Source organism: Xanthomonas vasicola, assembly GCF_000772705.2.
GTDB classification, from domain to species: Bacteria; Pseudomonadota; Gammaproteobacteria; order Xanthomonadales; family Xanthomonadaceae; genus Xanthomonas; species Xanthomonas vasicola.
Genome location: NZ_JSBW02000039.1, coordinates 173,401 through 186,594, shown reverse-complemented (window position 1 = coordinate 186,594; position 13,194 = coordinate 173,401). Strand labels below are relative to the sequence as shown.

Below are 13,194 nucleotides of genomic sequence, written 5' to 3'. Positions count from 1 at the left end.
GATACCACGCACTCCGTTATGCAAACGCAGTCGAGCTGGCTTCGTTCTCTGTCGCAGCGCTCGTAACGCGTGCACAGCGAGCGCTGGCGCAACGGCCATTGTCTGCGGGTGCGCGGGCAAGCGGACTGTTGCGTGCCGCGTGAGGCATCAATCACAGATCCGTCAGCACACGTGCAGATGCAGTTAGCAGCGCGTGCCACTCCGCGTAGGCTGGCACGGCGGTTGCATCGCCTTGGTGTCCAGACAGGTAGCCCACAGTGACTTCAACAACCAAGCGGCGGCGGCAACGTGGACAGCGCATCGCGCTGTATTTCGTGCTGGCCGCGTCTTGGATGCTACTGCTCGGTTCGGAGTACTGGTCCATCGACGAGGAACGCGCGACCGCGCTGCGCAGCGCGCAGGCGCAATCGTTGAATCTGGCCAATTCGCTGGCGCAGCATGCCAGCGACACCCTATCCATTGCAGATGCGGTGCTGTCCGGGCTGGTGTCGCGGGTCGAACACGACCAGAGCTCCAGCGCTGCACGCTCGGCAATGCATGAGTTTCTGGTGCATGAAGCACGCCGCTCGGATCGGCTGCATGGCATCTTCATCTACGCAGCGGACGGCAGCTGGGTCAGCTCGTCGCTGAACAGCACGCCCAGGACGCACAACAACGCCGATCGCGCCTATTTCAAATATCACCGCGACCATCGCGACGACATGTCACTGGTTGGCCCGCCCGTGCAAAGCCGCTCGGACGGCTCCTGGGTGATCACGTTGAGCCGCCGCCTCAATACCCCCAGTGGCGAGTTCGCCGGCGTGGTGTTGGTCACCTTGCAGGTGAAGTACTTCCAGAACTACTACAGCACCTTCGAAGTCGGCCCACACGGCATCATCCGCATGACCAACGACGATGGCATCGTGATCGTGCGCCGGCCCGACAAACAGGGCGTGATCGGCACCTCGATCGCGGGCACGTCGATCGACGTCACCATGCGCGCACGCAAGCATGGCACCGCCACCTATCGCTCGCCGATCGACGGCGTAGAGCGCATCTCCAGCTTCGCGCCGGCGCGGCCGTATCCGCTGACCGTGCTGACCGGCGTTTCAGTTGACGATGCGCTGGCGAACTGGCGGGAAACCGCGCGCCAGCGCATCGTGGTGGCTGCGCTGGGCTGCGTGCTGCTGCTCGGCGTGGGGATCTGGCTGGATCTGCAACTGCGCCGCATGCATCGGAACGAAGCCAAACTGAGCGCCGAAGCCTGGGTAGACGCATTGACCGGTATTGCCAACCGGCGCGCCTTTGACTACCGGCTCTCGCGTGCGTTGCAGGATGCAGTTCGCCTGGAGGCGCAGCTGTCAGTGCTGATGATCGATGTCGACCACTTCAAACTCTACAACGACACCTATGGCCACGTGAACGGCGATGCCTGCCTGCGTTTGATCGCAAGCGCCATTGCCAGCTGCTCGCGACGCAGCGAAGACGTGGCCGCGCGCTACGGCGGCGAAGAGTTCGGCATGATCCTGCCGCACACCGATGCAGCCGGCGCGCTGCGCCTGGCCGACGCAGTACGCAATGCGGTGGCCGAGCTCGGCCTGATGCACTTATCCAGCCCCACCAGCGCACATGTCACCGTCAGCATCGGCGCAGCCACCTTCGAACCGGGCCAAGCGCCCCTAAGCCCCAACGCCATCGTGCACGACGCCGATTCGGCGCTGTATCGCGCCAAGCAGAAGGGACGGAATCGGACGTCGGCGTAGGCCTGTGGACAACGCAGCCCCCCTGGCTTAGAGATCACACTGCTGCCAGGTGGACAGTGCTGGCTCGGTGAACGGCTGCACTGCGCGCGCGGCGCGGACGCGGCGGCATGACCTATAAGCACGGCGCGTGCCCGCATCCCATCAGTCACTGCAGCGCCAGCGACGCTCTTTTGGCCACGCTTACGAGCTCTGGACCTGTTTTTACACGCTTCCCACAACGCAGAAAGCCCGCGCAATGCGGGCTTCCCTTGGTAACGCAGCGACCAAGCAATCCTCAGAACGGGATATCGTCGTCGGCGAAATCGTCCATCGGCGGAGCCGACTGCTGCTGGGCCGGCTGCTGACGACGCGGCGCATAGTCCTGGCCACCGCCACCGCCGCCGTATCCACCACCACCCTGCCCGCCACCACCGCCCTGCTGGCGCGGCGCCTGCGCGCGCTGCGGGCGATCGCCGCCCATGCCGCCACTACCGCCACCGCCTTCACCACGGCCGCCGAGCATCTGCATTTCGTTGGCGACGATGTCGGTGCTGTACTTCTCCACACCGTCCTGGCCGGTGTATTTGTCGTAGCGCAGCTCGCCTTCCACATAGACCTGCGAGCCCTTGCGCAGGTACTCACCAGCGATTTCGCCCAGCTTTCCGAAAAACACCACGCGGTGCCACTCGGTGCGTTCCTGGTTATTGCCTTCGCGGTCCTTACGCATGCTGGTGGTGGCAAGGCTCACGCGCGTGATTGCCATGCCTGCCTGGGTGTACTTGGTGTCGGGATCGTTGCCGAGGTTGCCGACAAGGATGACTTTATTGATGCCGCGGGCCATAGGTGCTTCCGAGATGATGCGCTGGCGCCGAGGGCGCGCAACGCGGAATGTCTGTGCGGCAATGTTACCGCACCTGCCGCTCGGCGGTCCTGGCAGGTTACCGCGCGGGGATGCCGGGCAAGCGCCCTGCCAGGGGTCGGAAATCCAGTCCGCGCTGGCCTTTACGGCTTCGCCTGGCCGCGTGAAGCGGCAAATGTGAAGACGCCGGTTGTGTCCGGCGGGACGGATCCGGCCCGGGCACCTATAATCGACGCACATCACGAACGCCTGCGCATGACCATCGCCGAAGACCTCCCCACCGTCCTGGGCCTGCCCCAGATCCAGTCCCTCGCCGCGCCCGACATGGCCGCGGTCGATGCGCTGATCCGCCGCCGCCTGGCATCGGACGTCGTGCTGATCAACCAGATCGCCGATCACATCATCTCCGCCGGTGGCAAACGTCTGCGCCCGATGCTGGTGATGCTGGCCGGCCATGCCGCTGGCGGCTCCGGGCCGGAGCACCACCAGCTCGCGGCGATCATCGAATTCATCCACACCTCCACGCTGCTGCACGACGACGTGGTGGACGAATCAGACCTGCGCCGCGGACGCAGCACCGCCAACGCGCTGTGGGGCAACGCGCCCAGCGTGCTGGTCGGCGATTTTTTGTACTCGCGCAGCTTCCAGTTGATGGTCGAACTGGATCGCATGGAAGTCATGCAGATCCTGGCCGACACCACCAACCGCATCGCCGAAGGCGAAGTGCTGCAGCTGCTGCACGTGCATAATCCGGACACCGACGAAGCCGCCTACCTGCGCGTCATCGAGCGCAAGACCGCGGTGCTGTTCGCTGCGGGAACGCGTCTGGGTGCGCTGGCATCGGGCGCCACGGTCGAGGTGCAGCAGCAGCTGTACGACTACGGCATGCAGTTGGGCTTCGCCTTCCAAATCGCCGACGACGTACTCGATTACGCGGCCGAAGCAGCGGACCTGGGCAAGAACCTGGGCGACGACCTGGCCGAAGGCAAGGCGACGCTGCCGTTGATCCACGCGATGGCGCATTCGGATGCGACCACCCGCGAGCGCCTGCGGCAGATCGTCGAACAAGGTGATGCAGCGGCAATGCCGGAGGTGCTGGCCGCCATCCACGCCACCGGTGGGCTGGACTACAGCCGTCAGCGCGCAGCCGAATATGCTGCGGCTGCGGAACTGGCACTAGACACTCTGCCACATGGCCCTGCAGTGGCGGCTCTACGCGGTTTGGCGCGCTACGCGGTCGAGCGCACGCACTGATCCGGCGCGCTGAGCGCGCCGGACGGGATTGGGGCTTTGAGATTGGGGATTCGCAAACGCGGCTTGGCCGCGGTTTTACGAATCCCGGCATCGGTTAGTCGAATGATTGGTCAGCGCAACCCCGAAGCACAAACGCCGGGGTCGATGCGTTGAAAGACGGAACCGCGCTTTTGCGAATCACCAATCCCGACTAATGATGAGTCAGCGCAAACCTCCGAGCAAAAACTCAGGGGTTTGATTCGCTGAAGGACGGGACCGCGTTCTTGCCAATCCCAAATCCCAAATCCCCAATCCCGGCTACTTAGCAAACCGCTCATCGAAGAAATCGCCCAGCATGCGATACGCACGCTTGGCCGCACGCGGGTTGTACAGGCAGCCCGGCGGGCTGTTGGCATCGGCCTCGGCAAAGCAATGCACCGCGCCGCTGAAGTTGACGAATTGCCAGTCCGCGCCGGCTGCATCCATCTCGGTTTCGAACGCGGCGATATCCGCTTTACTCACGCTCTTGTCGTCGGCACCGTTGAGTACCAGCAACGGCGTTTTGGCCGAGCCGGCAGCGGCCGGGCTTGGGGTAGCGATGCCGCCATGCAGGCTGACCACACCGGCCAACTGCGTGCCTGCACGCACCATTTCCAGCACCGTGGTACCACCGAAGCAGAAGCCCACCGCACCGATGCGCGTTGTGTCCAGCGGTGCCTTGCCGGCCTGCGCCTTGAGCACGTCAATCGCCTTCAGCGCGCGTGCGCGTAACTCCGGTGGATCCTTCTTCAGCGCGCCGGCGAACTGCCCAGCCTCGCTGTCGTTGGCGGGGCGCTTGCCCTTGCCGTACACGTCGGCCACCAGCACCACGTAATCGTCGCCGGCCAGCTGCTTGGCCTTGGTCACCGCCGAGTCGTTGACCCCACGCCAGTTGGGCACCATCACCAGGCCCGGGCGTTTGGCGTCGCCGGCATCGTCGTACACCAGCACGCCACTGTAGGTGTCCTTGCCGATCTTCCATTCCAGCGGTTTGGCCTGCATCGTCGCCGCTGCGGGGAAGGCCAGCGAGGCCAGAACACCGATCAATCCAACGCCACGCCATGTCCATTGCTTGTGCATGCGCTTGCTCCCAGGATGGTGGGGCGAGTGTAGGCGCTGCCGCCGCGCAGGAGGGGTCATCATCGCCACTTTTGGAAACTGCGCCGCAGTTAGTTGGTCGAAGCGTACCGGGCACCTCCCCAGCCGCTGAGCGTGCCGATTTCAAGCGCATCAACGCAGCGGCGTCGGAGGTGAAGCAGGCCACACAACGTCGCCAGCAGTGTTTAGGTACACGTGGAAAGCGCTGCACAACTACAGCGAGTGGTACTTACCGGTCCCGAACACCGACTCCGCACTTCTGGCGATGAGCGAAGTCGGTCCGATAGGCGACTTAGTGCACGCCCAATCCGGGAATCGCGCTGATTGCCGCCGTATCGAATCCTGCCAGCTGCGCAAAGTGCCGGCCGCGTGCAACGTAGTCGCTGTAGACGCCGAAGCTGGGCGCACCTGGCGAGAGCAGCACCACGCCGCCCTGCTCGCCCAGCGCATCGCGCGCCAGCTGCATGGCGTGTTGCAGATCGGTTGCAGCATGCAAGCCGAAGCGCCCGGCGTCAGCGAGCGGTGCCAGCAACGCATGGATACGCGGGCCATTGGCGCCCATGGTGACGATCTCCAGCGGCGCCTGCTGCGCCATATGCCGGGCGAAATTGTGCCAGTCCAGGCCACGGTCATGCCCGCCGACCAGCAACGCAACGCGACGCTCCGAAAAGCACGCCAGCGCGGCCAGCGAGGCATGCGGCGTGGTGCTGATCGAGTCGTTGACGTAGCTGATGCCGTCCACGCTGCCGAGTAACTGCAAGCGGTTGGGCAACGGACGAAAACCCAGCGCGGCCGGCGCCAATGCAGCGGCATCCAACCCCAGCGCTTCCACCGCCGCGAGCACCGCGCACAGGTTGCGGCGATTGTGCTCGCCCGGCAGCGGCACGTTGGCAGTATCGAAAATGGTGTGTTCGCCGCGATAGACCACATCGCCACGCAGGTGCCAGCCCTCGGGATGGTTGAACCACAGCACCTGGCTGTCGGGCAGCTGCAAACTGGCGAGCAGCGGGTCGGCAGCGTTGAGCAAGGCGATCCGCGGTCGGCCTTCTGTTACCAGCGACAGCTTGTCGCGCACATAGCGCGCCTCATCGCCGTGCCAGTCCAGATGCTCGGGAAAGAGATTCAGCACCAGCGCCAGCTCGGGGCGCGCGCCGCTGCGTCCGACATCAGCGGTTTGATAGCTGGACAACTCGATTGCCCAATACGCCGGTGGCGGCTGCGGTGCCAGCACTTCCAGCAAGGGCTGGCCGATATTGCCGACCAACGCGGTGCGATGCCCGGCCGTGCGCAGCAAGTGCCCCAGTAACGCAGTGGTGGTGCTCTTGCCCTTGGTACCGGTGATGCAGATGGCACCGGGCACGCTGCAGTCCGGCTGCGCGTGCTCGGCAAACCACAGCGCGGTGCCGCCAATGAATTGCGTGCCCTGCGCGGCGGCGGCCAGTGCCTCGGCGCGATACGGGCTGATACCGGGCGACTTCACCACGATTGCGAAACGCCCTAACGCCTGCGCGCTGGCATCGGTTTCCACTTGCAAGGTTGCATCTGCGAGCGTTTCGAGTTCGCGCGCCTCTTCAGCGTTGCAGAACACCGTCAGCGGTTGGGTGGGCAGCTGCGCGCGCACCGCGCGATACGCCGCGCGTCCTTCGCGCCCCCAGCCCCACAATGCAACCACCTTGCCTTCAAGCTGCGAAATTCGCACGCACGCGCTCCCACAGCGCCGACGGAATCCGGTGCTCGCCATCGATGGCCATCAGTGGCTCGACCTGCAGGTCACTGGGGTCGAGCTGCGGCTGGATGTCGCGGATAAAGCGCTTTACCAATGCGTCTTCCTTCCACTCGGCGCGGCTAGCAAGCACTGCCATCGCCGCGCGCGATTCGCGGCCTTCGCCCACGCATTCGAACGGCTTGTGGTCCTGAAATTCCAGCAACGCATCGTAACCGCCGGCCTGCGTCGCATCGTCGAGCAGATTGCGCCCGAAGATGTTGACCAGCCGCGTCTTGGGCATGAACGGTGCCAGCGCCAGAAACACAAAATGGCACTTCGGGCACACGCCGCACCAGCGATGCACCGGGCGTTCGCCCATGATGTGGAAGTTGCGATTGCAGCTGGAAAAATGCGCGTCGTAGTGATCGGTCCTGGCGAATTGCCGCGCCACCGCCAATTCGGAGAGCGGCCGCAGCAACGAGTAGTAGCGCAGATCGGCCGCCACATGCCGCTGCACGTAATCGCCGAAGGCCTGTTCGAAGGCCCAGCCCTTGGACCACTGGTGATTGACCTCGCCGGTGCCGGGGATCTGGCTGCCATAGCTGGCCGAGCGTTCGTTGGAGAACACCACCTGGTCCACGCCATTGAGCAGCGCTGCCAGCACCAAAATGGCCGAGTTCACCGCAGTCACCGGGATATGCCCGTTCCAGGCGCCCTGGCGATTGAGCTCGAACAATTCCGGCGCCAGCACGCGGCCGATGTTGAGCACCGGCAAACCGGTGCGCTCGGCGCAGGCACGAATCAGTTGCGAGCCGCCGATCCAGCTGACGGTCTGATCGATACCGGCATGCCGCAGCGCTTCGATACTAACCAGCGAATCCTTACCGCCACCGATCGCCACCAGCGCATGCTCGCGCAGCCCCAATGCCGGCGCAGCGGCAGCCGCCAGCGCAGCGACCGGAAAGCGGATCTTGCCGTGCAGATTCAAGCAATTGCGGTACGCAAATTCGCCCAGGCCGTGCAGGTACACGCTTTCTACCAGCGCGGCAGTCTCGGCATCGATGCTGTAACTATCGATGGCGATGTTTGGCGGCACCGCGGCCTTGAAATAACTCACCCCAGCAATGAGATGCAGCAGCTGCAACGCCTGCTGCATGGCAGTCGCGTTCGCCGCGTCCAGCGCAAATGGCGCGCCCGGTACGGCAACGGTCTCGACCAGCTCCGGGCCTTGATCGAAGGCATACACCAGCGTCGCCAGGCCGGTCTGTGCGTCGAGTGCACAACGCACGAAACGGAAGGTGGAAATCTGGTGTTTGTCGAAAGCGCTCATGGACTACCTGCAGGAACACGCACACGACGTAGATAACGTCGGCACAGGACATATTCAATCATGGAAAACGGCACCGCGGCCCACAGCAGCGGCAGGCAACCGATCACGAACAACAGCAGCATCACGTCAGAGCGAATCACCTGCCCATCGCCAGTGATTGCCAACGCGACCAGCAGATACAGCAGCAACGCCGGCAGATAGCCAAGCGCACTCAACACCACCGTGCGTAATGCCATGCCGCCGGCACGTGGCGCTGGTGCGCGCTCGCGGCGCCGACGCTGCCAGAACGCTGCGCTCCACGCGCCGATGCCGGCAGCAACCAACGCGGGCAGCACCCACTTCAAACTGTCGGTCCACGGCATCGGTTGCCCGGCGATGTCGATGGCAGTGGAAAACACCATCGCCACGCCACCGGCCAGCGTGCTGAGTACAACGAACTCAGCCAGCGGGCGCATCGATCACCTCTTCGCGTGGCAATTCGCGCTGATTGTAGGTGCTGGCCATCGAGTAGCCGTAAGCGCCGGTGTCAGCCACCAGTACCACATCGCCGGGCGCGGTGGCCGAGGGCAGGCGGCGGCGCTTGCCGAACACGTCCGACGATTCGCAGATCGGCCCGACGATATCGAACGTGCCATCGGCCGGCGCATCCAGCCGGCTGAGGTTTTCGATGTCGTGCCAGGCGTCGTACAACGCCGGGCGCATCAAGGTGTTCATGCCCGCATCCAGGCCCACGCGCTCCACGCCATCCTTTTCGATCACCTGGGTGACGCTGGCGATCAGCACACCGGCTTCGGCCACCAGATAGCGGCCCGGCTCGATTGCCAGGCGATAGCCCGGATGCACGGCCTTGACCTCGGCCAGGCCCTTGGCCCACACATCCAGATCAAACGGCTCGTCTTCGGCGCTGTACGGGATCGGCAAGCCGCCACCAATGTCGATGGTCTCCACCGTGCCGATGCGGCGTGCAAAGCCGGCCAGTTCGTCATACATCATCCGCCAGTGTTCGCCGGTCTCCACGCCACTGCCCAGGTGCGCATGCACGCCGGTGATGGTGACTTCGAGCGTGCGCGCCACTTCGACAAATTCATCCACGCGTGTGGACGACAACCCGAACTTGGAGGCCTTGCCACCGGTGTTGACCTTCTCGTGATGACCGTCGCCGTGACCCAGGTCGATGCGCAGCCAGATATTGCGGCCACGGAAGAGCTCGGGCCAGTTGCGTAGCGCTTCGACGTTATCTACGGTAACGGTCACGCCCAGCGCAAATGCCGCTTCGTATTCGGCCTTGGGTGCAAAGCTCGGCGTGAAGAGCACGCGCCGCGGCGACAGCTCGGGCAGCGCCTGAAACACGCGGCGCAATTCGCCATGCGAGACGCATTCCAGCCCGAAGCCGGCCTGTTCCAGCGCAATCAAAATGGCCGGATGCGCGTTGGCCTTGATTGCGTAATAGCGTTGATCCACTGCGGCGATCTGCGCCAATGCGTGCGCACGCTCGCGCACTGTGGGCAGGTGGTACGCATAGCGCGGCGTCCCGGCCTTGGAGAGCGACAACAGATGCGTGCGCTCGGCATGCCACCACGGCGTGGGGCGCGGGCGTACCGAGCCGATGATCTCGCGCCAGCGTGGGCCGAACACGTCGCCCTCGCTGACCGGCATCGCACCGCTATCGATGAGTTCCGCATGCAGGATCGGCAGCAAGCCATCCGCATCGGATTCGTCGATGACGAAGGTCAGATTCAAGTCGTTGGACGACTGCGAAATCATGTGCACGCGCTCCTGCCCGAACGTGGCCCACACGTCGGAGAGCTTGTGTAGCAGTGAGCGCATGCCGCGCCCGACCAGGGTGATGGCCGCGCACGGAACAATGATCTTGACCTTGCAGATCTGCGACAGATCGGCCGACAACGCCGCCAGTACATCGGTGTTGACCAGGTTTTCCGAAGGATCCAGCGACACGGTGACGTTAGTCTCGGCAGAACCGATCAAATCCACCGACAGGCCATGCTTCTTGAACAGCGTAAACACATCGGCCAGGAAGCCGACCTGCTGCCACATGCCGATGCCTTCCATCGACACCAGCACGATGCCGTTGCGGCGGCTGATCGCCTTGACGCCCAACACCGGCTCGGCATTGCCGTCGATGCTGGTGCCCGGCAGATCGGGGCGCTCGGTGTCCAGAATCGCCATCGGTACGCCGGAATCGCGGCACGGTTTGATCGAGCGTGGATGCAGCACCTTGGCGCCGGTGGTGGCGATTTCCTGCGCTTCGTAATAGTCCAGCCGCGTCAGCAAGCGCGCGTCCGGCACCTCTTTCGGGTTGGCGCTGAACATGCCGGGCACGTCGGTCCAGATTTCTACCCGGCTGGCGCCAAGCAACGCACCGAAGTAGGCCGCCGAGGTGTCCGAACCACCGCGGCCCAGAATCGCGGTACCACCATCGGCGTGCCGCGAAATGAAGCCCTGGGTGATCAACAAGCGCGTGGGCTGCGCAGCGAAACGTGCGCGCCAATCAGCATCGGACTGCCATTGGCACGACACCGACAAGCGCTTGGACCATTCGCTCTGATTGGGCTGCGGCGGCAGCGCCGACAGCCACTGGCGCGCATCCAGCCAGCCCATGTCCAGGCCGCTGGCATGCAGATACGCCGCACCGATGGTGGACGACAGCAACTCGCCCTGCCCCAACACCTCGGCCTGCCACTCCAGCGTGCGCGCTGCAGCGCGCGCGTCGCTCAGCAATGCGTACAGTGCGGCCAGTCGCTCGCCCAGCACCGCATCGGCGTCCAGTTCGAGCTCGGCCAGAAACTCACGATGGCGTTGTTCCAGTGCGGCCACGCGCTGTGCGCTGTCGGCGGCACCATCGGCAATGGCGGTAAGTTCGTTGGTCACGCCCGACAATGCGGACACCACCACCAGCACGCGGCCGCCGGTTTCGCTGGCCCGTTTGCTCGCCAGTTTTCCAATCGTGTCCCAGCGATGACGACGCGACACCGAGGTGCCGCCGAACTTGAGGACGATCCAACGATCGGTAGAGTGGGGAGCTGACATTGAGATAGGTGTTTAGGATGGGGGAAGATGCCCGGTACACCGAGCGGAACTTCCGATTCTACTGCCAATGCCGCTCGCATGACCCCGCGTGCGATCACAGGGCGCGCGGCGCCACCTCCACTGCCGCATCGGTTTGCACTGCAACTATCGGCGCACCCTCTTTCGACGAGATTTCCCGCCATGAGCAAGCACCGCTATCTGCAACTGGATGTTTTCGCTGGCCAGGCCGGCAGCGGCAACCCGCTGGGCGTGGTCTTCAATGCAGAGACACTGTCGTCCGAGCAGATGCAGCAGATTGCCGCGTGGCTGAACCTGTCCGAGACGATCTTCTTCCTGCCGGTCAGCGTGCCCGATGCGGATTACCACATCCGCATCTTCACCCCGCGCGCCGAGCTACCGTTCGCCGGTCACCCCAGCGTCGGCGCGGCGTGGGCAGCAGTGACCCACGGCGTAACCGCTTACACACCCGACGGCCAGCTTCGCCAACAATGCGCGGCCGGCGTGCTGCCGGTGGAGGTGGTCGACCGGCACGGCGCCCTGTTGGTGCGGCTGCGCGCGCCACGCGCACGCGCCATCGATACGGGCGATACATACGCCGACGCATTGCATGCGGCCTGCGCTGAGCTGCGCGTGGCTCTGCAGCCAGCTGCGCTTTGGAACAACGGCCCGAACTGGTGGTTACTGGAGCTGGCCGACGCACAGGCGGTGCGGCAGGCAACCCCGGACCTTGCCGCCATCGCCCGCCTCAGCCAGGCCAGCGCCGCCTGCGGGCTGGCCATCTATGCGCCCTTGCACGATGGCGAAGCAGACCTTGTAGTTCGCGCCTTCTGCCCCGGCGATGGCATTCCGGAAGATCCGGTCACCGGTAGCGCCAATGCCTGCATCGCCGCACGCCTGCATGGCGAAGGACGTTTGCCCGGGGCCGGATTGCGCTATGTCGCCAGCCAGGGCCGCGAGGTCGGCCGCGATGGCCGCGTCCATGTGGAGGTGGACGATCAGGACGAAGTTTGGATTGGCGGAACGACGCTTCAGGTGATCGACGGCCGCATCGATTGGTAAGCTGCCGCGCCCTGACTGCGGATCGACGCCTATGACCACTCGCCGTTTCCTGCAACTGGATGTGTTTTCCGCCCGCCCCGGCAGCGGCAATCCGCTTGCAGTAGTCCTGGATGCGCAGGGCATGGACGATGCAGCGATGCAGGCCATTGCACGCTGGACCAAGTTGCCAGAAACCACCTTCGTGTTTCCCGCCGCAGATGCACACACCAGCTACCGGCTGCGCATGTTTTCACCGCAAAAAGAGGTGCCGTTTGCCGGCCACCCCAGCGTGGGCACCGCCCATGCCGTGCTTGAAGCTGGCTTGGCTGCACCGGTAGAGGGCGTGCTGGTGCAGGACGGTATCGCCGGTCAGTTGCCGCTGCGTGTGGAGCAGCGCAATGGCCACCGCAGCATCGCAATCCGCACACCGCGCGCGCGCGTAGCCGAGCAGGTGCACGCCGACGACCCGCGCCTGCGCGATGCGCTGCACGGCTGGCCGTTGGGCACGTTGCCGCCTGCGTTGATGGACGGCGGCCGCACCTGGTGGGTGGTGGAACTGGCCAGCGAAACCGCGTTGCGCGGCCTGCAACCGGACTGGGACGCCATCGCTGCTTTGGCCGAATCCACCGGCAGCATGGGCGTCTTTGCCTATGCCCGCGCCGCCGCTCCGGGCGCCTACGATCTGGCGGTGCGCGCCTTCGTCGGCAATGGCCGGCGCTTCGAAGATGCAGCGTCCGGCGCGGCCAATGCGGTGCTTGCCGCGTGGCTGGACAGCAAACGCACACTGCCCGGCACCGATCGCCGCCACGTGGTCAGCCAGGGCCGCGAAATCGGCTTCGACGCCTTGCTGGAACTGCGCATCGATACCGACGGCGATGTGTGGTCGGGTGGTCAGGTGCAGACGGTGATTCGCGGCACGTTGGATTGGGCGTAGAGCGGGCAACAAGACTGCCGCGCCGGACTCAATGCGCGGGATTCAAGGCAGAACCGCGCCGTGCCAGCCAGTGCTGCTAAATGCTGGTTACGAGCGCGGCGCGTCCAACCGGTGGTCAGCGTTCAGACGCCTGCGATGCAGACCGGTGCATCGCTTCGATCAACGCCCAAGCACCACTGACAGCGCACT

Annotated in this window: 10 protein-coding genes; 4 read left to right on the top strand and 6 right to left on the bottom strand. The window is 64.7% G+C overall.

What is annotated here, in order from left to right:
• The first annotated feature begins 257 nt into the window (after nucleotides 1-257).
• On the top strand, nucleotides 258-1,742 hold the full coding sequence (locus tag NX05_RS10245; RefSeq protein ID WP_039433307.1) for a sensor domain-containing diguanylate cyclase: 1,485 nt from the start codon (nucleotides 258-260) through the stop codon (nucleotides 1,740-1,742).
• Nucleotides 1,743-2,016: 274 nt separating this feature from the next.
• Here the strand turns inward: NX05_RS10245 and NX05_RS10240 are convergent, their stop codons facing one another.
• Nucleotides 2,017-2,562 (bottom strand): single-stranded DNA-binding protein, encoded by a 546-nt coding sequence (locus NX05_RS10240; RefSeq protein ID WP_039433306.1) that lies wholly within the window; start codon nucleotides 2,560-2,562, stop codon nucleotides 2,017-2,019.
• Nucleotides 2,563-2,835: 273 nt separating this feature from the next.
• Here NX05_RS10240 and NX05_RS10235 point away from each other — a divergent pair, with 273 nt between their 5' ends.
• Nucleotides 2,836-3,834, top strand: a complete 999-nt coding sequence (locus NX05_RS10235; RefSeq protein WP_039433305.1) for a polyprenyl synthetase family protein — start codon at nucleotides 2,836-2,838, stop codon at nucleotides 3,832-3,834.
• 297 nt (nucleotides 3,835-4,131) lie between these two features.
• On the opposite strand, the gene NX05_RS10230 is transcribed toward NX05_RS10235, so the two are convergent.
• The 5 genes from NX05_RS10230 to NX05_RS10210 all read right to left on the bottom strand — a co-directional run bounded on the left by NX05_RS10230 (nucleotide 4,132) and on the right by NX05_RS10210 (nucleotide 11,033).
• Nucleotides 4,132-4,932 (bottom strand): dienelactone hydrolase family protein, encoded by an 801-nt coding sequence (locus NX05_RS10230; RefSeq protein ID WP_039433303.1) that lies wholly within the window; start codon nucleotides 4,930-4,932, stop codon nucleotides 4,132-4,134.
• 310 nt (nucleotides 4,933-5,242) lie between these two features.
• Nucleotides 5,243-6,649 (bottom strand): UDP-N-acetylmuramoyl-L-alanine--D-glutamate ligase, encoded by a 1,407-nt coding sequence (murD, locus tag NX05_RS10225; protein WP_039433302.1) that lies wholly within the window; start codon nucleotides 6,647-6,649, stop codon nucleotides 5,243-5,245.
• Nucleotides 6,630-7,985 carry a UDP-N-acetyl-alpha-D-muramoyl-L-alanyl-L-glutamate epimerase gene (murL, locus tag NX05_RS10220; protein ID WP_039433301.1) on the bottom strand — a complete coding sequence of 452 codons (1,356 nt, stop codon included), beginning with the start codon at nucleotides 7,983-7,985 and terminating at the stop codon, nucleotides 6,630-6,632. The genes murD and murL overlap by 20 nt, the downstream gene beginning before the upstream one ends.
• Complete coding sequence (locus NX05_RS10215; protein WP_010369379.1) at nucleotides 7,982-8,440, bottom strand: hypothetical protein; 459 nt, start codon at nucleotides 8,438-8,440, stop codon at nucleotides 7,982-7,984. The genes murL and NX05_RS10215 overlap by 4 nt, the downstream gene beginning before the upstream one ends.
• Complete coding sequence (locus NX05_RS10210) at nucleotides 8,424-11,033, bottom strand: bifunctional aspartate kinase/diaminopimelate decarboxylase (protein ID WP_039433300.1); 2,610 nt, start codon at nucleotides 11,031-11,033, stop codon at nucleotides 8,424-8,426. Before NX05_RS10210 ends, NX05_RS10215 begins: the two co-directional genes overlap by 17 nt.
• Nucleotides 11,034-11,213: 180 nt before the next feature.
• Here NX05_RS10210 and NX05_RS10205 point away from each other — a divergent pair, with 180 nt between their 5' ends.
• Both NX05_RS10205 and NX05_RS10200 read left to right on the top strand, forming a co-directional pair.
• A complete protein-coding gene (locus tag NX05_RS10205; RefSeq protein ID WP_039433299.1) occupies nucleotides 11,214-12,092 on the top strand; it encodes a PhzF family phenazine biosynthesis protein in 879 nt (292 codons plus the stop codon).
• 31 nt (nucleotides 12,093-12,123) lie between these two features.
• Nucleotides 12,124-13,005: a PhzF family phenazine biosynthesis protein gene (locus tag NX05_RS10200; RefSeq protein WP_039433298.1), complete on the top strand. Its 882-nt coding sequence runs from the start codon at nucleotides 12,124-12,126 to the stop codon at nucleotides 13,003-13,005.
• Nucleotides 13,006-13,194 lie beyond the last annotated feature (189 nt).

Bases quoted from the DNA above. Each gene is read 5' to 3' on its own strand.
- NX05_RS10205 (WP_039433299.1), top strand. From the start codon at position 11,214: ATGAGCAAGCACCGCTATCTGCAACTGGATGTTTTCGCTGGCCAGGCC.
- NX05_RS10210 (WP_039433300.1), bottom strand. From the start codon at position 11,033: ATGTCAGCTCCCCACTCTACCGATCGTTGGATCGTCCTCAAGTTCGGC.
- NX05_RS10200 (WP_039433298.1), top strand. From the start codon at position 12,124: ATGACCACTCGCCGTTTCCTGCAACTGGATGTGTTTTCCGCCCGCCCC.
- NX05_RS10230 (WP_039433303.1), bottom strand. From the start codon at position 4,932: ATGCACAAGCAATGGACATGGCGTGGCGTTGGATTGATCGGTGTTCTG.
- NX05_RS10215 (WP_010369379.1), bottom strand. From the start codon at position 8,440: ATGCGCCCGCTGGCTGAGTTCGTTGTACTCAGCACGCTGGCCGGTGGC.
- NX05_RS10235 (WP_039433305.1), top strand. From the start codon at position 2,836: ATGACCATCGCCGAAGACCTCCCCACCGTCCTGGGCCTGCCCCAGATC.
- NX05_RS10240 (WP_039433306.1), bottom strand. From the start codon at position 2,562: ATGGCCCGCGGCATCAATAAAGTCATCCTTGTCGGCAACCTCGGCAAC.
- murL (WP_039433301.1), bottom strand. From the start codon at position 7,985: ATGAGCGCTTTCGACAAACACCAGATTTCCACCTTCCGTTTCGTGCGT.